The following is an 18,046-nucleotide window of genomic DNA, read 5'->3' as shown; positions in this document are numbered from 1 at the left end:
CGTTTGTGGGCTGCACATGGACGCGCGGGGCCGCGCGATCAAGAGAGTGGCGGGAATGGCGGATAGGCCAGCGGCGCAACCGATGCGCCCGGCGATCCTGCCGTCGCCGCGCGATAGAGCGCGGTTCCGAGCGGACTGTAGGTGATCGCTTCGGACAGCACGGTCGATCCGATGATCGCTGCAAGGCCCCACCACCAGGCCGGATGCACTTTACCGGTACGACGCAGATCGAACACCATGCCAACGATGGGGAGGATCAGGACTGCCAGAACATCAACCTCATAAGCGTAAGGGATCAGAAACGGCATCGGCAGCAATCGCCCGTATGCCGGGCCCAGCAGCAACGCCATTCCGGAAAAATGCAGCCGTCGATGCCATTCCGTCTGCCGCCGCCGCACGATCGCTGCGGTCGTCAACGCCGCGAACGTCAGGATCGTCACCGGATTCAGCACCAGAAACAAAGCAGGCGGGAAGAAGAAAGGCGCATGGCCGAGCCGTACGAGGCGCACCGTCACGATCGTGCCAAGCACAACCATCGCGACGATCCAGCCCGCCCCGATCCAGCCAAGCCGACGATGCAGCGCGATCGAGCCCCGCGCGACCAGCGCATTCTGCGTCACATACAACACCACCCAGCCCATGAAGACCACGGCATGGGCATGGACAATCGGCGGCGAGGCGAAGCTGGAGCGCCCCGTGACGATCATCAACGAGAAGCCCGCGACGACGATCGCCGCCATAATCAGCGAAGTGATGAAAAAGAAACGATCGTCTTTCGCGACCGCGGAATGTGGTTCTGCTAAAGATGCCATATTCGCCCCCCGACGAAACCGAATCGCTGGGGCTCTATACCATTGGATTGGCGCTGGAGGAACCGCGTCACGCCTTATTGGCGGTTTGCCAGAACTTCGGCGATCGACTTGGTCGTATCCCACACTTCGCTGCCGTCGCGCCCCTCATCCGCGAAGCGCACCTTGACGGTCGCGTCGAAACCGGCCGCTTTGAGTGGCAGCGCAAAGCTCCGCTCGACCGCACGGCGCGTGGCGTCGCGGGCGAGGCGAATGGGCACCGCTTCGTGCGCCTGGCGTACGAGTTCCTTTTGACCGGCAGCGCGGTTTGCCGCCTCGAGTTTCGCATCGGCGTCGGTAATTTTGGACAGGATTCCGCCTTCGCCATATTCACGGATCTGCGTCATGTCGATCTGCGGTGCCGATGCTTCGACCGGCGGCAGTACTACGCCGAGCGTGCGGGTCTTGGCGTCCCACGTTACGTCGCGCGCGTTCAGTTTCGCCATATCGACGTGATATTCCACGGTCCCCGGCATGATGAGCGTCTTCTTCGCCTGCAAGCCGAATTGCGTCTGTGTCGAGGTCGACACCGCGACGAACCGTGCCGCGAAGGCCGACAGGCGGTTCTGCTCGCGCAGTCCCTGCAGCGACCCACTGGCGATGGTCACAGGATCGGGCCCGGCGAGCTTGTGCTCGACCATCGCGCCGATGCCCCACACCAGCGCGAGGATGAACACGGTGATCAGGGCCAGCGCCGCCGCAAACTTTCCGACGAAAGTCATTCCTTTACGCTCCACACATCACCGTCTGCACAGACTTCGCCACGCTGCGCCAGATCGATCAAATGCGCCAAAACCGATCGCTCGGCCGCTGGAAACAAGCGCGGGTCGATGCCGACGTACATCCGCTCGACCATCACGGCGATGGTCGCCGACTGGGTGCGGAGCAGCCGCAGGATCTGCCCCTCGCGCTGCTTGCGATGGCCGAGCATCCCGCGCACCAGCCGCTGCGGATTGGTAACCGGATCGCCATGCGCGGGATAATAGATACGGTCGTCGCGCGGCAGCAGCTTTTCCAGGCTTGCCATATACGCCGCCATATCTCCGTCGGGCGGCGAGACGATGCTGGTCGACCAGCCCATTACATGATCGCCGGTGAACAACGCCCGGCTCTCGGGCAGCGAAAAGGCGAGATGGTTGGAGGTGTGGCCCGGCGTCGCGAGCGCGGTCAGTGTCCAGCCGTCGCCCGCAACCGAGTCGCCTTCCGTCAGAATCCGATCGGGCGCGTACTCCCGATCGAAAGATGCATCGCTCCGGACACGATCGTCATCGAGCGCGAGCGGCGCGCATCCAACGATCGGCGCGCCCGTTGCCGCCGCCAGCGGGCGCGAGCCCGGGCTGTGATCGCGGTGAGTGTGGGTGATCACGATCGCCCGGACCGGACGCCCGGCGATGGCGTGGACGATCGCCGCGATATGGTCTGGCGTGTCCGGGCCGGGATCGATCACCGCGAGGTCGCTGGTGCCGACCAAATGTACTTGCGTGCCTGTCGAGGTGAACGGCGACGGATTGGGGGCAAGCAATCGCACGACGAGGGGCTCGAGTTGCTCGGGCACACCGGGAAATTGCTCGCTCATATCGGCCGAGATGGCGGGTCGTGCGGGCAGACGCAAGCCCGTACGACCCTGCCCGGTCATTCCACCTTGGCAATGTCTGCCTGGATTTCGGCGATAGCGGTGTCGATCCCTGCCAAGGCCTGCGCGCGGGCCTCCGCCCCCATCTCGGGGGACCGCAACATTTTCTCGCGCGCCGCACGCAAGCCCGCCAAAGCACCGGCGTAAGCCTTGCGTTCGATATCCTTGCTGTTCGCGGCTATCGCAGCGCCCTCCGCCGCCACTTTTTCGATACGGTTCGAACAGATGACGATGAGCTTCTTGCCGTCCTTTTCACGATGAAGAACCATCTGGCGCGGGTCGCCCTCGGAGCTGCAGCGCGCCGACCTGACCTCGGGAATGGTCTCTATCCCCGACATATTCTCCATCCCGGAGAGATTTTCCAAGGTCACCTTGCCGTCCTTGTCGCGGCGGATGACGCGCACGACTTTGCGATGGTCTTTTCCATCCTCCGCGATGGTGGTGGTCGTGTCGGTAATGGTGGTGGTTGTCGTGGCGCGCGGCGGGGCCGGAGGCACGGGCGGCTCCGAAACATCAGCGGGTGCGGGTGCCGCCGCTTCAGCAACGGGCGGCGGCGGCACCGACGCTTGGTCGAGGCGCGCGATATCAACCCCGGTCGCCGTCTCCACCGACTTCCGCACTTTGGCGACGGCGGCCGTTCCCGAGGCGGTCAGGCCCAGCCCGGCGACGATGAGCAGCGACAGCGCCCCTGCCCCGGTTACCAGACGTACCGGCGATATCTTGGTGGTCGTCAGCATCCTCAATCTCCCTTTCAAGTCATTGATGGTGTGAAGGTGGCAGGTCGCCGACACCGCGCCGCCCAGGAAGGTCGGGTGCGCCGCCTTCAGGATCGCGCAGGCATAGGTGTGCCGTCGCATCGGGTTCATGCCCGCGAGCACACGCGCGTCGTTGGCGATTTCCTGGTCGGCCCGAAAGGCACGGAACGCACGCCAGGCAATCGGATTGAACCAGTGCAGGGCGAGCACGACCAGCGCGACCCAGTTCGCGATAAGGTCGCCGCGCGCATGATGACCAAGCTCGTGCGCCAGCGCGAGATCGCGCTCTTCGGGTTCGTAGCGCTCGGCGAAATCGCGCGGAAAGGCGACGTAACGCCGCAACACGCCAAAGGCGAGCGGGCCGGTGGCCGCGTCGGTTTCGATCACCTGAACACCGTCCAGATCGTCGGTAGCCGCCCCCTGGTCCAGCATGCGGCGACAAAACCGCACATGCCGTCGCCAATGCCACCCGAAAAACGCCACCGCCCCAGCGATCCACAATATCGCAAGTACCGGGGCAAGCATCGCCCCAAAGGGCTGCACCGCCGGACCGACGGACCCTTCGCCAATCGGATCGACGAAGAGAACGGTAACTTGTTGGCTCGCGCGCAAAACCGGGGCGACCGCCGCCGCGTGCCAAGCGCTCGGCAATGGCGGCAGCAGCAAGCGCAGCACCGGCAGCAGCCACAGGGCGTAAGCGATATCGGCCCCGAATGCCTTGCGCACCGGAGCACGCAGTGCCAGCACCGCCACCATCAGCACGGTCGACGCGATCAAACCCTCGATGAGCCAGCCGATCATGCCTTGAGCTCCTTCAGCAATGCCTCGATTTCGGCGATATCCTGTGCCGTCAGCGCATCCCGCTCGGCGAGGTGCGCGACCAGCGGGCTCAATTTGCCGCCGAACAGGCGATCCATCAGCTTGCGCGATTCGCCCGCAACGTAATCTTCCCGCTGCACCAATGGACGATAGCGATAGCGTCTGCCGTCCTCCTCATGGGCGATGATGTTCTTCGCGAGCAACCGCCCCAATAGCGTCTTGACGGTGTTGGAGGTCCATTCGCGCGTCGCCGGGATCCGTTCCGCCACGTCCTGTGCGGTCAGCGGGCTTTCATCCCACAGCACCTCCATCACCGCATGTTCGGCATCACTGATTCGCTCGGCCATTCGACTCGCCTCCGTACTGACTACGGATGTAATCATATTGTTTACATGCGTAGTCAAGAGGCCCCTTGCAGTCCCCCGACCCAGCGATAGAACAAAAAAAACAGGAGAGTTCGGGTGACCCTAGCCACGATCGCGGACGGCCTGCGTTTCCCGGAAGGCCCCGTCGCCCTTCCCGATGGCAGCGTCGTGCTGGTCGAGATTGCAGCGGGCAGGATCAGCCGCGTTCGCGCCGACGGAACGATTGAGACGGTGGCAGAGCCGGGCGGCGGCCCCAACGGCCTGGCGCTCGGTCCCGACGGGATGCTCTATTGCTGCAACAATGGAGGATTCGAATATTTTGAGCACCCCGCCGGGCTGCTGATCCCGCACGGGCAAGCGCACGATTATTCCGGCGGCCGCATCGAACGGATCGATCCCGCGACCGGGGCCGTCGAAATCCTATACCGCGACGGAGACTTTGGCTGCGTACTGCGCGGCCCGAACGACATCGTGTTCGATTCCCACGGCGGCTTCTGGTTTACCGACCACGGCAAGACCCGGCACCGGGAGCGTGACGTCACAGGCATCTTCTATGCGAAGGCAGATGGAACTCATCTCGAAGAGGTCATTTTCCCCAGCGAAAACCCCAACGGCATCGGCCTCTCCCCGGACGGCAGGCGGTTGTACGTCGCGGAAACCTACACATGTCGGCTGATGGCCTTCGATATCACCGCACCCGGCAAGGTGGACCCGACCGTCGGGATCGGCGGAGCCGGCATCCCGTTGTACCGCCCGGCTGGCTATACGTTCTTCGATTCGCTGGGGATCGAGGAATGCGGTAACATTTGTGTCGCGACGATCGGCGAAAGCGGCATTTCGGTGATTTCCCCGGCGGGGGCGCTGGTCGAATTCGTCCCGACTCCGGACCCTTTCACAACCAACATCTGCTGGGGTGGGGTCGATCGGCAGACCGCCTATATCACCCTGTCCGGTACGGGACGGCTGGTGCGCATGCCATGGCCGAGACCCGGCCTTGCGCTGGCGCATTGAGACCAACATGGCTAGGGCGGTAGCGTGATTCGGCACGGTGAAAGACATGTGGTCCAGCGTATCGGCTGGTTGCGGGCCGCCGTGCTCGGCGCAAATGACGGCTTGCTGTCGACAGCCAGTCTGATCGTGGGCGTGGCTGCCGCCGCGCAGAGCCAGAGCGCTATTCTTACGACCGGGATCGCCGGCCTGGTCGCCGGCGCGATGTCGATGGCGGCCGGGGAGTATGTTTCGGTCAGTTCACAAGCCGACACAGAAGGTGCGGAGCGCGCGCGCGAAGCAGCCGAACTCGCCGAAGACCCCATGGCCGAGGCCAAGGAACTTGCCGCGATCTATCGCCAACGTGGGCTCGACGCGGCGCTGGCTGCGCAAGTCGCCGACCAGTTGATGACGCATGACGCGCTGGGTGCCCACATGCGCGATGAGCTGGGCATCCACGAAGCGATGGAGGCAAAACCGGTGCAAGCCGCCATCGCATCGGCCGCCAGCTTTGCCGTTGGCGCGATCTTCCCGGTGCTGATGGCGTTTCTTTTCCGAGGCACCGCGCTGGTCGAAGCGGTCGCGGTGGCGACACTGGTGCTACTGGCCGTCTTGGGCGCAACGGGGGCCTATGTCGGCGGCGCGAACCTGTGGAAAGGGGCATTGCGCGTGCTGTTCTGGGGCGCGCTGGCAATGGCGGTGACGGCCGGGATCGGGCATGTGTTCGGCACCAGGGTTTAAGCTGTACCGCCCACCAGAATCAGCGGCTTGACCGTCTGCCCTTCCCCGCCGTACTCGACGCCCAAAATCGAAAGGCACCGCCGATGCGCAAGCTTTATCCCAATGCCGCCGCCGCTCTTGAAGGAGTGCTTCATGACGGCATGACGATTTGCGCGGGCGGCTTCGGTCTGTGCGGCATCCCCGAGCGGTTGATCGACGCGATCCGCGACGCGGGCACCAAGGATCTGACGATCGCCAGCAACAATGCCGGTATCGACGGTGAGGGCCTTGGAAAACTGCTGCGCACGCGCCAGGTCAAGAAGATGATCTCGTCCTATGTCGGCGAGAACAAGGAATTTGAGCGGCAGTATCTGTCGGGCGAGCTTGAGGTCGAATTTTGCCCGCAAGGCACGCTGGCCGAGCGCTGTCGTGCTGGCGGGGCCGGTATTCCGGGCTTCTACACCAAGACCGGCGTCGGAACGCTGGTCGCAGAAGGCAAGGAAGTGAAGACCTTCGACGGCGAGGAGTATATCCTCGAGCGCGGCATTCGCGCCGACCTTGCGATTATCAAGGGCTGGAAGGCGGATGAAAGCGGCAATTTGATCTTCCGCAAGACCGCGCGCAACTTCAACCAGCCGATGGCGACCGCGGGCAAGATCTGCGTGGCCGAGGTCGAGGAGATCGTTCCCGTCGGCGCGCTCGATCCCGACTGCATTCATTTGCCTGGCGTCTATGTCCAGCGGCTGATCGTCGGCGCGCCCTATGACAAGAAGATCGAATTCCGCACTGTTCGCGAGGCGGCGTGATGCGACCGTCGCAAGTTCGCTCTTCTGCTCCCCTCCCGCTTGCGGGAGGGGCTGGGGGAGGGCTTGAACCCCAGATCGCGCTCGACAGACACGCCCCTCCCCTAACCCCTCCCGCAAGCGGGAGGGGGATGGTGCTCGCGCTCGCTTTGATGGTGTCCGCGTGCACGACTGTACCGCAGGCGACAGTTGCACCAGCCCCCGTGGTGGCCCCCACTGTCACACCCGGCATGCAATTCCTCTACGGCTCAGGCGAAGCCGCCGCGCTCGATCATCAGGCGTATAACACGCTGGTCGATGCCGTGCGCCGCCGCCTGGCGAGCGAAAAGGCCGACCCCAAGGCGCTGAGCGACCGCACCTCGGCGGTGCTCACCCCCGATGCGACGCTCGACCAGCCGGCCACCTTGCCGTGCGGAGACCGCCCTCGCGCGGTCGTGTTCGACGTGGACGAAACGCTGCTGCTCAATCTCGGCTTCGAATATGACGATGCGACGCATCCGGGTGCGCCCTATGACGAGGCGCACTGGCTGCAATGGGAGCAGGCCGGGGTCGACCGGGTCGCAGCCGTGCCCGGCGCTGTCGCTGCGGTCAACGAACTGCGCAACATGGGCGTAACCGTGGTGTTCAACACCAACCGCAGTGCCGCCAACGCCGCCTTCACCGAGGCCGCCATCGCCCATGCCGGTCTGGGCTCTGCCAAACACGGCGAAACGCTGTGGCTGAAGGGCGACCTCGGCAGCGGCTCGGGCAAGGATTCGCGGCGTCGGGCGATTGCCGCGCGCTATTGCGTGGTGGCGATGGGCGGAGATCAACTCGGCGATTTCTCCGACCTGTTCACCGGCACCCCGCAACAGCGCCGAGCGGCGGTCTCCTCGCCCGCCATCCACGGCATGTGGGGCCGCTTCTGGTTTGTGCTCCCCAACCCGGTTTACGGGACCGCGCTCAAGGGCGGGCTCGACGATGTTTTTCCCGCCGACAAGCGCTGGTCGCCCCCCGCATCTGGAGAGAAGTAATGGCCTGGACTCGTGACGAAATGGCCGCGCGCGCCGCACGCGAGCTGCAGGACGGCTTCTACGTCAATCTCGGCATCGGCATCCCCACTCTGGTGGCCAACCATATTCCCGAAGGCGTCGAAGTGACGCTCCAGTCCGAAAACGGCATGCTCGGCATCGGCCCCTTCCCGCTCGCCGGCGAAGAAGATGCCGATCTGATCAATGCCGGCAAGCAGACGATCAGCGAACTGCCCCAATCGGCCTATTTCAGCTCGTCCGACAGTTTCGCGATGATCCGTGGCGGCCATATCGATTTGACCGTGCTCGGCGCGATGGAAGTCGCTGAAAATGGCGACATCGCCAACTGGATGATCCCGGGCAAGATGATCAAGGGCATGGGCGGGGCGATGGATCTCGTCGCGGGCGTCAAGAAGATCATCGTGGTGATGGAACATACGTCCAAGAACGGGGACCCGAAGTTCATTCCCGCCTGCACGCTGCCGTTAACCGGCAAGAACGTCGTCGACATGATCGTTACCGACCTGGCGGTGTTCCAGCGCCCCGATCATCAATCGCCGTTCAAACTGATCGAAACGGCTCCCGGAGTTACCCCCGAAGAGATCGCTGCCAAAACCACAGCCCATTATATCCGCTAGCGGTGTCGCGGAGGGACTGTCCGCGCACGCGCTGACGGTGACGTAACATTCTGTTACCTAATCCTTGAAACGGCGCATCTTTCGGTTAAAGACCTCCAATGGCTAGCCGTCCCCTCACATTGTACGAAAAGATCTGGGCCGATCACGTCGTGGAACGCCGCGACGATGGCACCTGCCTGATCTACATCGATCGTCACCTCGTCCATGAGGTTACCAGCCCGCAGGCCTTTTCGGGCCTTCGCGCCAACGGGCGCACGGTGCGACGCCCCGATCTGACGCTGGCGGTGCCCGATCACAATTTGCCCACGACGGCACGACGCGACGCGGCGGGTGCCCCGTTGCCGATCGCCGATCCGGAAAGTGCGGCGCAGCTTGACGCGCTCGAACGCAATACCCGCGATTTCGGCATCGATTATATCGATGCACTCGCCCCGGAACAGGGCATCGTCCACGTTGTCGGCCCCGAGCAGGGCTTCACGCTACCTGGAACGACCCTGGTCTGTGGCGATAGCCATACCTCGGCGCACGGCGCGCTCGGCGCGCTCGCTTTTGGCATTGGCACGAGCGAGGTCGAGCATGTGCTCGCCACACAGACCCTGCTGCTCGGCCAGTCGAAGACGATGGAAGTGCGCGTCGATGGCACGCTCGGCTTCGGAATCAGCCCCAAGGACGTAACGCTTGCCATCATCGGCAAGATCGGCGCGGCAGGCGGCACGGGCTATGTGCTCGAATATACCGGGTCGATCATTCGCGAGATGTCGATCGAGGGGCGACTGACCGTTTCGAACATGTCGATCGAGGGCGGTGCCCGATCGGGCTTGATCGCGCCCGACGCGACGACCTTTGCCTATCTCAAGGGCCGTCCGATGGCACCGCGCGGAGCCGCCTGGGATACGGCGGTCGCTTATTGGCAGACGCTGCCAAGTGACCCCGGTGCGATCTATGATCGCGTCGTGACGCTCGACGCGACCGACATCGCGCCCCAATTGACCTGGGGCACCTCGCCCGAGGACGTTATCGCCATTACCGGCACCGTGCCCGATCCGGAGAGCTTCGCCGATCCGGCCAAGCGCGATGCCGCGCGCAAGTCGCTTGCATATATGGGGCTCACCCCCGGCACCGCGATGCAGGATATCGGCGTCGACTATGTCTTCATCGGCAGTTGCACCAACAGCCGGATCGAGGATCTGCGGGCCGCCGCCGCGGTCGCCAACGGACGCCGCGTGTCCGATGGCGTGCACGCGCTGATCGTGCCGGGATCCGGCCTGGTCAAGCGCCAGGCCGAAGCCGAGGGGCTCGACCGCATTTTCCTCGCCGCCGGGTTCGAATGGCGCGAGCCGGGCTGTTCGATGTGTCTTGCCATGAACCCCGACAAAGTACCACCGGGGTTGCGCTGCGCTTCCACTTCGAACCGTAATTTCGTAGGACGGCAGGGCCCAGGCGCGCGGACGCATCTGGTGTCGCCGGCGATGGCCGCAGCCGCTGCGGTGACGGGTAAATTGTGTGACGTGCGAGATCTGGTAACACATCCCGCGGAAGGGGATCGAGTATGAAGCGTGTTCTGGTTGTGCTTATCATGGGCACCGTGTTGAGCGGTCTCGCCGCTTATGCCGCCACCGCCAAGACCAGCGCGATCGGCATTTCGACCGGCAAATAACCGGCTGCTGGTGCTGCAGACCCGCCCGTCGTGCCGGTCGGGTCGGAAACCTGAGGAAAATATTCCGTGATGAAGATATTTCGCATGGGCTCCGGCGGCTATCCGCCGGCGGGAGCGCGGTGATGCAGGCGGTAACGCGCGTTTCCGGTATTGCCTATCCGTGGGGGCAGAAGAACGTCGATACCGACGTCATCATCCCGGCGCATTGGCTGAAGACCGTTACGCGGGAGGGGCTTGGCAAGGGCGCGTTTGAAACCGTGCGCGCGCAACCGGGCAACGTCTTCGACGATCCCCGCTATGCCGGAGCCCAGATCCTGATCGCGGGCGACAATTTCGGCTGTGGCTCTAGCCGCGAACATGCCGCGTGGGCGCTTGCCGACATGGGCATCACCGCCGTGATCGCGCCCAGTTTCTCCGACATTTTTTCCGGAAACGCCTTCAAGAACGGGATCGTCGCGGTCGTGCTGCCACAAGATGCGATCGACCGGCTGCTCGCGGTCGCGCAGGACCAGCTAATTACCGTCGACCTCGAAACGATGACCGTCACCACTCCCTATCAGGACCGTTTTCCGTTCGAACTGGATGCCTTCCGCCGCCAATGCCTGATGGAGGGGCTGGACGAAGTCGGCCTCACGCTGGCAAGAGATACCCAGATTTCGAAATACGAAGCCGGGGTAGCTGAACACCGGCCGTGGATGAGCGGAGAACGGGCACATGCGGGCATTGTTGTCGAAGGCACCGGGCGGACCTGAAACACTAGTCATCGATACCTTGCCGGACCCGGTGGCGGGGCCCGGTCAAGTGGTGGTCGCGGTCAAGGCCTGCTCGATCAACTATCCCGACGTGCTGATCATCGAGGACAAATATCAGTTCAAGCCGCCCCGCCCGTTCGCGCCGGGGAGCGAAATTGCGGGTGTGATCGACAGCGTCGGCGCAGGCGTGACCGACTGGAAGCCCGGCGATCGCGTGATCGCAACAACGGGGTCGGGTGGGTTGGTCGAAAAGATCGCCCTGCCCGTCACCAGCCTGTATCGCTTGCCGGAAGGCCGCAGCTTCGCCGAAGGCGCGTCGCTGTTGCTGACCTATGGCACCACGATCCACGCCCTGCTCGACCGTGGCCATCTTGCCGAGGGGCAAACCCTGCTGGTCCTCGGTGCCGCAGGCGGAGTGGGCCTCGCCGCAGTGGAGCTTGGTAAAGCCTTCGGCGCGCGCGTCGTCGCGGCGGTTTCGTCCGAGGAAAAGGCCGAGGCCGCCCGCCAAGCCGGTGCGGACGACACGATTGTCTATGCCCGCGCGCCCTTCGACAAGGACCAGTCCAAGGCCCTGGCCGAACAGTTCAAGGGTGCTGGGGGTAAAAGCGGCTATGACGTGATCTACGATCCGGTCGGCGGTGACTATGCCGAGCCCGCGCTGCGCTCCATCGGCTGGGAAGGACGCTATCTCGTCGTCGGCTTCCCCGCCGGCATCCCGAAATTGCCGCTCAACCTCACCTTGCTCAAAAGCTGCGACGTGTGCGGCGTATTTTGGGGTGCGTTCGCGGCGCGCGACCCGGAGGCGAACCGCGCGCATATCGAACGGCTGTTCTTGCTGTGGAGAGACGGCCAGATCGCGCCACGCGTGACGGAGACCTTCGCGTTCGAAGATGGCGGCAAGGCCATCGCCAAGATGGCCGCGCGCGGAGCGATCGGCAAACTCGTGGTCACCGTCGCAGAATAGGCTAGGTTGCTCGCCTCACCCTTCCCTGGCCAGTGCCGGGGAGGGGCTGAGAAACCGCACATATCCTGTAAATCCGATAAATCCCGCCGCCATCGCACCGACCCACACCGGGCCGATCGTCTGCCAGAGCAGATAGACGTTCAGCACCGCAATCACCGTGCAGATCGCGTATCCCAGCACCTTCACCCAGCCAGGGTTGGCATATTCGCCCATCTGCTCGCGGCTGCTCGTCGCCAGCATCAGCGGAAAGATCGCGAAGGGCAGTTGCATCGACAGCACGACCTGGCTGACGACCAGCAATTCGACAGTATCTTTGCCCCCCGTCGCCGAAATCACGATCAGCGCCGGGATGATCGCGAGGGATCGCGTCACCAGACGTCGCAGCCACGGCGCGATGCGAATGCGCAGAAACCCTTCCATCACGATTTGCCCGGCAAGCGTCCCGGTGATGGTGCTCGATTGCCCCGAAGCGAGCAACGCCAGCGCAAATGCGGTCGCTGCCGCCCCGCCCAGCGCCGGACGCAGCAGCTGGTGCGCATCCTGCAACTCAGTGACCATCACGCCGCCGCGCCAGAACACTGCCGCCGCGAGCACCAGAATGGCGGCATTAACGAAGAACGCCGCACCGAGCGCCAGCACCGTATCGATTGTGTTGAACGCGAGCGCGGCCTTGATATCGCGTGCACCCCTGCCGAAGGCGCGCGTCTGCACGATTGCGGAATGCAGGTACAGGTTGTGCGGCATGACAGTGGCCCCCAGAATTCCCAGCGCAACGACCAATGCCGCTTCATTGGGAATCGATGGCGTAATCGCGCCAAGCGCAGCGGCAGCCCAATCGGGCTTCGCGAGATAGATCGTATAGGCGAAGCACAATGCGATCGTGGAAACGAGCACGATCACCACTGCCTCGATCTTGCGGAAACCCAAATTGATCAGCAGCAGCAGGAATAGGACGTCGAGCCCGGTTACCAGCACACCCCACACCAGCGGCAACCCAAGCAACAGGTTCAGCGCAACGGCCGACCCGATCACTTCGGCCAGATCGCACGCGATGATCGCGATTTCGCACAACAGCCACAGGCCGACGGCCACAGGACGGGGGTAATGGTCGCGACAGGTTTGGGCGAGGTCGCGCCCGGTGACGATGCCGAGCCGCGCGCACAAGACCTGCAGGAAGATCGCCATCAGATTGGAGGCCAGGATCACCCACAACAGCGCATAGCCAAACTGGCTGCCGCCGGCGAGATCGGTCCCCCAATTGCCAGGGTCCATATAGCCCACCGACACCATGAAGCCAGGACCGGCGAAACCAAGCCATTGCCGCCAGCGCGGCCGACGGACATCTCCCGTTTCCCATACCTTCAGCGTGCGATGCGCCTCGGGCAGCGACGGGAGGAAACCATGCGTGCCGGGCGGCCGAAGCGTGCCGTTCGAAGAAGGTCGGTCGGGAAGAGGCGGCATTGGCGGTTTGCGGTTCCCGATTGAACATAGGCGATCGGCTGCGCTTATACCGCCCTGCGGCAATTGGGCTACCGCCAACCGCTACAACTATACGCAAGGATACATTTGTACTGCTTTCACCACGGGCGTTGCGCACGCCCCCCGTCACGCTTATCTCCCTTGCGTTATTCGTCAGGCCCAAGGGACCATCCACATGACCACTTTCGACGATCGCGAGCGCGCCTTCGAGACCAAATATGCCCGCGATGAAGAAGTCGCCTTCCGCATCGTGGCGCGACGCAACCGTTTGCTCGGCCAATGGGCCGCTACACTGATGGGCCTGACGAAAGAGGAATCCGACGCTTACGCAACGGCCGTGGTCCAGGCCGATTTTGAAGAGGCCGGCGACGAAGACGTCATCCGCAAGCTCGTCAGCGATCTGACCGCGGCCAATGTCGCGATCGACGAAGCGGCGATCCGGCGCGCGATCGAGGAAAAGACGGTCGAAGCACGCCGTCAGTTGATGGGGTCCGAATAATGCCGATGGCGGCGGACGAAATCGAGGCGCTGATCGTCGCGGGCATCCCCGACGCGCGCGTCGAAATGACCGATCTCGCCGGTGATGGCGATCATTGGGCGGCGCGCGTCACCGCCGAGAGCTTTCGCGGGCTGCCGCGACTGAAACAACAACGCGCGGTCTATGCCGCGCTCGGCGACCGCATGGGCGGGGTGTTGCACGCCCTGCAACTCACCACCGCCGTGCCTGTACAGGAGTAAAACGATGAGCACCGACCCAGACCAGATCCGTATCGCCGAACTCGTCGGCAAAAGTGACGTCCTGCTGTTCATGAAGGGTAGTCCGCTGTTCCCACAGTGCGGTTTTTCCAGCCGCGCCGTCGCGATCCTCAACCACCTCGGTGCCGAATTCGACAGCGTCGACGTGCTGCAGGATCAAGGCGTGCGGCAGGGCATCAAGCAATTCTCGGATTGGCCGACGATTCCCCAGCTTTACGTGAAGGGCGAGTTCATTGGCGGGTCCGACATCATGATGGAAATGTATGAAAGCGGTGAGCTTGCGACGCTGCTTGAAGAGCAAGGTGTCGTGAAAGCGGGCTGATTGCCGGGTCGGGCGGGCCGCGCTGGTGCGCTGGCCCGCCCTGCTGAAGCGATTACCGCTCGGCATGTCCCAGGTATAGCACCCTACGTGCCAGATTTCGCAAAGCTCTGATTTTCTAAGGCTTTGGTGGTTAACGTAGGCGCTGCACCACGCGACACTGTCAAAATTCCCGACACTCGCGGCCACGCGCCTCTCGCGTGCTCGGCTCGAGAGCGCCCTACCCAAGCCGCAGCTTCGTCGCTAAAAACCGACGATGAACTTAGCCCCTCCCCCCCGCACTGGCGGCCGTATCCTGGTCGACCAACTCGTCGCGCAAGGCTGCGACCGCATTTTCACCGTCCCCGGCGAAAGCTTCCTCGCGGTGCTCGATGCGCTGCACGACACGCCCGAAATCGATCTGGTGGTGTGCCGACAGGAAGGTGGCGTCGCCTTCATGGCCTGTGCCGATGGCGCGCTCACCGGGCGGCCGGGCGTCGCCTTCGTCACGCGCGGCCCGGGTGCGACCAATGCCTCCATCGGGGTGCATGTCGCGATGCAGGACTCGCAGCCGATGGTGTTGTTTATCGGCGATGTCGATCGCGGAACCAAGGACCGCGAGGCGTTTCAGGAAATCGACTTTCCCGCGATGTTTGGCCCCATCGCCAAATGGGCCGCCAAGATCGACGACGCCCGCCGCATTCCCGAATATGTCGCGCGGGCCTGGAACGTCGCGATCTCGGGACGGCCCGGCCCGGTCGTGCTGGCGTTGCCCGAGGATATGCTGCTCGATCAGGTGGTGGCGGTGGATCGCCCGAGGGTGGAACGGGTGGATTCGATGCCCAATCCCGATCTGGTCGCGCGTGCGCTCGATGCTATCGGCCAGGCCAAGGCCCCGATGGCGATTGTCGGCGGTGCCGGTTGGGATTTGGCCACTGGTGCCGCGTTCAGCCACTTTGCCCAGCTATGGGGCATTCCCGTCGCCGCAGCTTTCCGGCGGCAGGATGCCATCCACAATACCCATAAGGTGTGGGCCGGCAACCTCGGTTATGGCCCGAACCCCAAACTGGTCGCGCGGATCAAGCAAGCCGACGTCCTTTTGGTGGTCGGTCCCCGCCTGGGAGAAGCGACTACCGACGGCTATACGCTCCTCACGCCCGATCATCCCAGCCAGACGCTCATTCACGTCCACCCCGATCCCAACGAATTGAACCGCACCTATCGCGCCGACATCGCGATCTGTGCGGGCATGTGGCCGATCGCCGACGCTCTGGTCAGCGCAAAGGAGCCGCCCGAGCCGCGCGCCGATGCACGAGAAGCCCATGCCGACTATCTCGCCTGGTCCACCCCCGCCCCGCGCGCGGGCGTGAAACTTGATCTCGGTCCGTGCGTCGCGGCGATGCGCGATCAACTTCCGGCGGACAGCATTATCTGCAACGGCGCGGGCAATTATTCCGGCTGGTGGCACCGCTACTGGCGGTACGAGCGCAACAGCCAACTCGCCCCCACCGCTGGTGCAATGGGCTACGGCGTCCCCGCCGCCACCGCCGCCGCTTTGCGCCACCCGGATCGCACCGTCGTCGCGCTTGCGGGCGATGGCTGCTTCCTGATGAACGGCCAGGAACTCGCCACCGCAGTGGCGCACGGCGCGAATATGCTCGTCCTCGTCATCGACAATGGCGCTTACGGTACGATCCGAATGCACCAGGAGCGCGAATTTCCCGGTCGCGTGAGCGGCACCGTGCTCGCCAACCCCGACTTTGCCGCGCTTGGCCGCGCTTGTGGGTGTTGGGCGGAAACGGTCGAAACGACCGCAGAGTTCGCCCCGGCACTTGCCCGCGCGATGGCCCAGGACGGAGTGCGCTTGCTCCACCTCAAAACCGACGTCGAAACCATCACGGCAGGCACGACGCTGACCGCAATGAAAAAGGCCGCCTCGCGCTAGCGAAGCGGCCTCCTTTCACCAAGTCAGGCTTGCTCAGATATCGTCGCCGAGCGCGCCCTTGACCTTGCCTGCGGTCTGCTGGGCCTTGCCCTTCAGCTCCTGCGCGACACCTTCGGCCTGCGTATCAGGATTGTCGCTGTGCTGCTTGGCCTTGCCAATGGCTTCATTGACGTTGCCTTTGATCTTGTCGATGAGTTCGCCCATGAGAGCATCCTTTCCGTCTTGCGCCAAGAAGTGGCGATGTCGGTGGCACGACATCAGCGGCTTCTGATTGTAAAACAGCTTAAAATCGAACAGGTTCCCAAATACCTTGGCTAAACCCATCCGCCCTGGTGCCTTCGAGGCGCACGACTGGATCGAACGCATGATCGAGCCGCTGCCGCGCGGGGGCAGGATCCTCGATCTTGGCTGTGGTGCCGGTGAGCCAATCGGCCGGTTTCTGATCGCACGCGGCCACTCTGTGGTTGGGGTCGATCACGCACAATCGATGATCAACCTGGCGCAAACGCGGTTCCCGCGGGAACGCTGGATCAAGGCGGATATGCGCACCGTCCAGTTCGATGAGCAGTTCGATGGTGTGATCGCCTGGAATTCGCTGACCTGGTTTACCCACGCCGATCAAGCGCTGATGGCGCGCCGTGCGGCCGACTGGCTGAAATGCGGTGGCCGGCTCTTGTTCAACGCGCCGCCCGACCGCGACCCGACGCGCGACGACTATCGGAGTGGAACGCCGTACCGGGCCGACCTGGAGGCGGCCAATTACAGCGCGGCGATCCAGGCTGGCGGCCTGGTCGAAATGGCATATGTCGCCGAAGACGCCAGTTGCGGGGGCGCGGGCGTATGGCTCGCGCGCAAGCCTTAAGGTGCCACTTTCCGAAGGAAAGCCAGAACCGGCAGCCAATTGTCTTCCGCGCCTTGGGGGTCCTTCACCGCAATCAACGTCGAGGCACCATGCACTCCGTGCTTGGGGACGTAGCGCGTAACAAGGCGCGATGACATTGCATCGGCGATGCTTTTTGCGGCGGTCGTTTCATCGCTATTGGCGGCACCGGTAATATATGCCGGGACAGACAGCTGCGCGGCGGCGCGCTTTACCAACTGTTTGTCGTCGAAATATTCACCTGGAGAGAAGGACAAAATCGCGGCTATTTTCTCCGCATTTCGTACGCCAAGGGGAAACACCAAGGCGGCGGAATAGCTGCTCCCCCACAAGATCACGGGGACATGCTGCTGCGTCGCCCAGTCAATTGCCGCTTGCAGATCGGGAACCGCCTCCAGATAGCCTGCCGGGCGCGGATATTGCGCGCTTGTCTCATTCGGGCCGAAGAGCGCGCCACCGGCGCGCTGATCGATTGCCAAAGCGCTATATCCGGCTGCGACCAGCCGCGGCGCGATCGTCCTATATTCGTCCTTGCTCGATCCCGCCTGATGAAACAGCAGGATCGTCGCCTTGGGATGCTCTGCGCGATACAACCGCCCAAAGACGGTCTTTCCATCCGCCGCCGTCAGCGTCATCGCTTGGGCTGGTGCCTCGAACGTCGAGGCGGCGGTGTTTGCATCATGCGGCGCGCTGCACCCGGTAAGGAGCAGTGCGACAGGAAGAAGGCGGTGCATCAT

The 18,046-nt window shown here is 63.7% G+C and carries 21 protein-coding genes; 13 read left to right on the top strand and 8 right to left on the bottom strand.

Translation table 11 applies throughout. The annotated features are described in order from the left end of the window. Nucleotides 1-38 precede the first annotated feature (38 nt). From ACP7BL_RS14755 to ACP7BL_RS14735, 5 genes are all read right to left on the bottom strand, one after another. Nucleotides 39-812: a hypothetical protein gene (locus tag ACP7BL_RS14755; RefSeq protein WP_033963223.1), complete on the bottom strand. Its 774-nt coding sequence runs from the start codon at nucleotides 810-812 to the stop codon at nucleotides 39-41. 74 nt (nucleotides 813-886) lie between these two features. After that, the gene (locus ACP7BL_RS14750) at nucleotides 887-1,570 is read right to left on the bottom strand and encodes a DUF4230 domain-containing protein (RefSeq protein ID WP_052191980.1); all 684 of its coding nucleotides are present in this window, start codon (nucleotides 1,568-1,570) and stop codon (nucleotides 887-889) included. Further along, complete coding sequence (locus tag ACP7BL_RS14745; RefSeq protein ID WP_137902413.1) at nucleotides 1,567-2,424, bottom strand: MBL fold metallo-hydrolase; 858 nt, start codon at nucleotides 2,422-2,424, stop codon at nucleotides 1,567-1,569. Before ACP7BL_RS14745 ends, ACP7BL_RS14750 begins: the two co-directional genes overlap by 4 nt. 56 nt (nucleotides 2,425-2,480) lie before the next feature. After that, nucleotides 2,481-4,037, bottom strand: coding sequence for a M56 family metallopeptidase (locus ACP7BL_RS14740; RefSeq protein ID WP_137902336.1), 1,557 nt, complete (start codon nucleotides 4,035-4,037; stop codon nucleotides 2,481-2,483). Then, nucleotides 4,034-4,402 (bottom strand): BlaI/MecI/CopY family transcriptional regulator, encoded by a 369-nt coding sequence (locus tag ACP7BL_RS14735; RefSeq protein WP_033963229.1) that lies wholly within the window; start codon nucleotides 4,400-4,402, stop codon nucleotides 4,034-4,036. Before ACP7BL_RS14735 ends, ACP7BL_RS14740 begins: the two co-directional genes overlap by 4 nt. A 114-nt stretch (nucleotides 4,403-4,516) precedes the next feature. On the opposite strand from ACP7BL_RS14735, the gene ACP7BL_RS14730 reads away from it, so the two are divergent. From ACP7BL_RS14730 to ACP7BL_RS14695, 8 genes are all read left to right on the top strand, one after another. Then, the gene (locus tag ACP7BL_RS14730) at nucleotides 4,517-5,431 is read left to right on the top strand and encodes an SMP-30/gluconolactonase/LRE family protein (RefSeq protein WP_126847319.1); all 915 of its coding nucleotides are present in this window, start codon (nucleotides 4,517-4,519) and stop codon (nucleotides 5,429-5,431) included. 24 nt (nucleotides 5,432-5,455) lie between these two features. Next, nucleotides 5,456-6,148 (top strand): VIT1/CCC1 transporter family protein, encoded by a 693-nt coding sequence (locus tag ACP7BL_RS14725; RefSeq protein ID WP_426258691.1) that lies wholly within the window; start codon nucleotides 5,456-5,458, stop codon nucleotides 6,146-6,148. An 83-nt stretch (nucleotides 6,149-6,231) separates the two neighbouring features. Continuing rightward, nucleotides 6,232-6,933, top strand: coding sequence for a CoA transferase subunit A (locus ACP7BL_RS14720; protein ID WP_033963235.1), 702 nt, complete (start codon nucleotides 6,232-6,234; stop codon nucleotides 6,931-6,933). Between the two features lie 128 nt (nucleotides 6,934-7,061). Beyond that, nucleotides 7,062-7,943 (top strand): HAD family acid phosphatase, encoded by an 882-nt coding sequence (locus tag ACP7BL_RS14715; protein WP_126847317.1) that lies wholly within the window; start codon nucleotides 7,062-7,064, stop codon nucleotides 7,941-7,943. Further along, on the top strand, nucleotides 7,943-8,578 hold the full coding sequence (locus ACP7BL_RS14710) for a CoA transferase subunit B (protein ID WP_033963239.1): 636 nt from the start codon (nucleotides 7,943-7,945) through the stop codon (nucleotides 8,576-8,578). Before ACP7BL_RS14715 ends, ACP7BL_RS14710 begins: the two co-directional genes overlap by 1 nt. A gap of 98 nt (nucleotides 8,579-8,676) precedes the next feature. Further along, complete coding sequence (leuC, locus tag ACP7BL_RS14705; protein WP_033963240.1) at nucleotides 8,677-10,131, top strand: 3-isopropylmalate dehydratase large subunit; 1,455 nt, start codon at nucleotides 8,677-8,679, stop codon at nucleotides 10,129-10,131. Between the two features lie 226 nt (nucleotides 10,132-10,357). Next, complete coding sequence (leuD, locus tag ACP7BL_RS14700; protein WP_426258690.1) at nucleotides 10,358-10,987, top strand: 3-isopropylmalate dehydratase small subunit; 630 nt, start codon at nucleotides 10,358-10,360, stop codon at nucleotides 10,985-10,987. Continuing rightward, on the top strand, nucleotides 10,950-11,951 hold the full coding sequence (locus tag ACP7BL_RS14695) for an NADPH:quinone oxidoreductase family protein (protein WP_185867631.1): 1,002 nt from the start codon (nucleotides 10,950-10,952) through the stop codon (nucleotides 11,949-11,951). Before leuD ends, ACP7BL_RS14695 begins: the two co-directional genes overlap by 38 nt. Before the next feature lie 15 nt (nucleotides 11,952-11,966). Here the strand turns inward: ACP7BL_RS14695 and ACP7BL_RS14690 are convergent, their stop codons facing one another. Further along, a complete protein-coding gene (locus ACP7BL_RS14690; RefSeq protein ID WP_126847312.1) occupies nucleotides 11,967-13,412 on the bottom strand; it encodes an Nramp family divalent metal transporter in 1,446 nt (481 codons plus the stop codon). 193 nt (nucleotides 13,413-13,605) lie between these two features. Here ACP7BL_RS14690 and ACP7BL_RS14685 point away from each other — a divergent pair, with 193 nt between their 5' ends. The 4 genes from ACP7BL_RS14685 (at nucleotide 13,606) to ACP7BL_RS14670 (ending at nucleotide 16,429) form a co-directional block, all read left to right on the top strand. Beyond that, complete coding sequence (locus ACP7BL_RS14685) at nucleotides 13,606-13,929, top strand: DUF1476 domain-containing protein (protein ID WP_033963241.1); 324 nt, start codon at nucleotides 13,606-13,608, stop codon at nucleotides 13,927-13,929. Beyond that, nucleotides 13,929-14,168: a BolA/IbaG family iron-sulfur metabolism protein gene (locus ACP7BL_RS14680; RefSeq protein ID WP_010402646.1), complete on the top strand. Its 240-nt coding sequence runs from the start codon at nucleotides 13,929-13,931 to the stop codon at nucleotides 14,166-14,168. Before ACP7BL_RS14685 ends, ACP7BL_RS14680 begins: the two co-directional genes overlap by 1 nt. 4 nt (nucleotides 14,169-14,172) lie before the next feature. Then, nucleotides 14,173-14,508 (top strand): Grx4 family monothiol glutaredoxin, encoded by a 336-nt coding sequence (gene grxD / locus ACP7BL_RS14675; RefSeq protein WP_010402645.1) that lies wholly within the window; start codon nucleotides 14,173-14,175, stop codon nucleotides 14,506-14,508. Nucleotides 14,509-14,761: 253 nt separating this feature from the next. Then, nucleotides 14,762-16,429, top strand: coding sequence for a thiamine pyrophosphate-binding protein (locus ACP7BL_RS14670; protein ID WP_426258689.1), 1,668 nt, complete (start codon nucleotides 14,762-14,764; stop codon nucleotides 16,427-16,429). A 33-nt stretch (nucleotides 16,430-16,462) separates the two neighbouring features. Here ACP7BL_RS14670 and ACP7BL_RS14665 read toward each other — a convergent pair whose 3' ends face one another. Further along, nucleotides 16,463-16,633, bottom strand: coding sequence for a CsbD family protein (locus ACP7BL_RS14665; protein ID WP_033963244.1), 171 nt, complete (start codon nucleotides 16,631-16,633; stop codon nucleotides 16,463-16,465). Nucleotides 16,634-16,793: 160 nt separating this feature from the next. Here ACP7BL_RS14665 and ACP7BL_RS14660 point away from each other — a divergent pair, with 160 nt between their 5' ends. Beyond that, entirely contained in the window at nucleotides 16,794-17,291 is a 498-nt protein-coding gene (locus tag ACP7BL_RS14660; protein ID WP_052191986.1) for a class I SAM-dependent methyltransferase, read from the top strand. Here ACP7BL_RS14660 and ACP7BL_RS14655 read toward each other — a convergent pair. Beyond that, nucleotides 17,288-18,046, bottom strand: a complete 759-nt coding sequence (locus ACP7BL_RS14655) for an alpha/beta hydrolase (protein ID WP_426258688.1) — start codon at nucleotides 18,044-18,046, stop codon at nucleotides 17,288-17,290. The genes ACP7BL_RS14660 and ACP7BL_RS14655 overlap by 4 nt on opposite strands.

It is taken from the genome of Sphingomonas sp. DC1600-2 (assembly GCF_049897605.1).
Lineage (GTDB): Bacteria > Pseudomonadota > Alphaproteobacteria > Sphingomonadales > Sphingomonadaceae > Sphingomonas.
The sequence above is the reverse complement of the archived record's forward strand: the minus strand, read 5'-3'. Positions and strand labels throughout refer to the sequence as shown.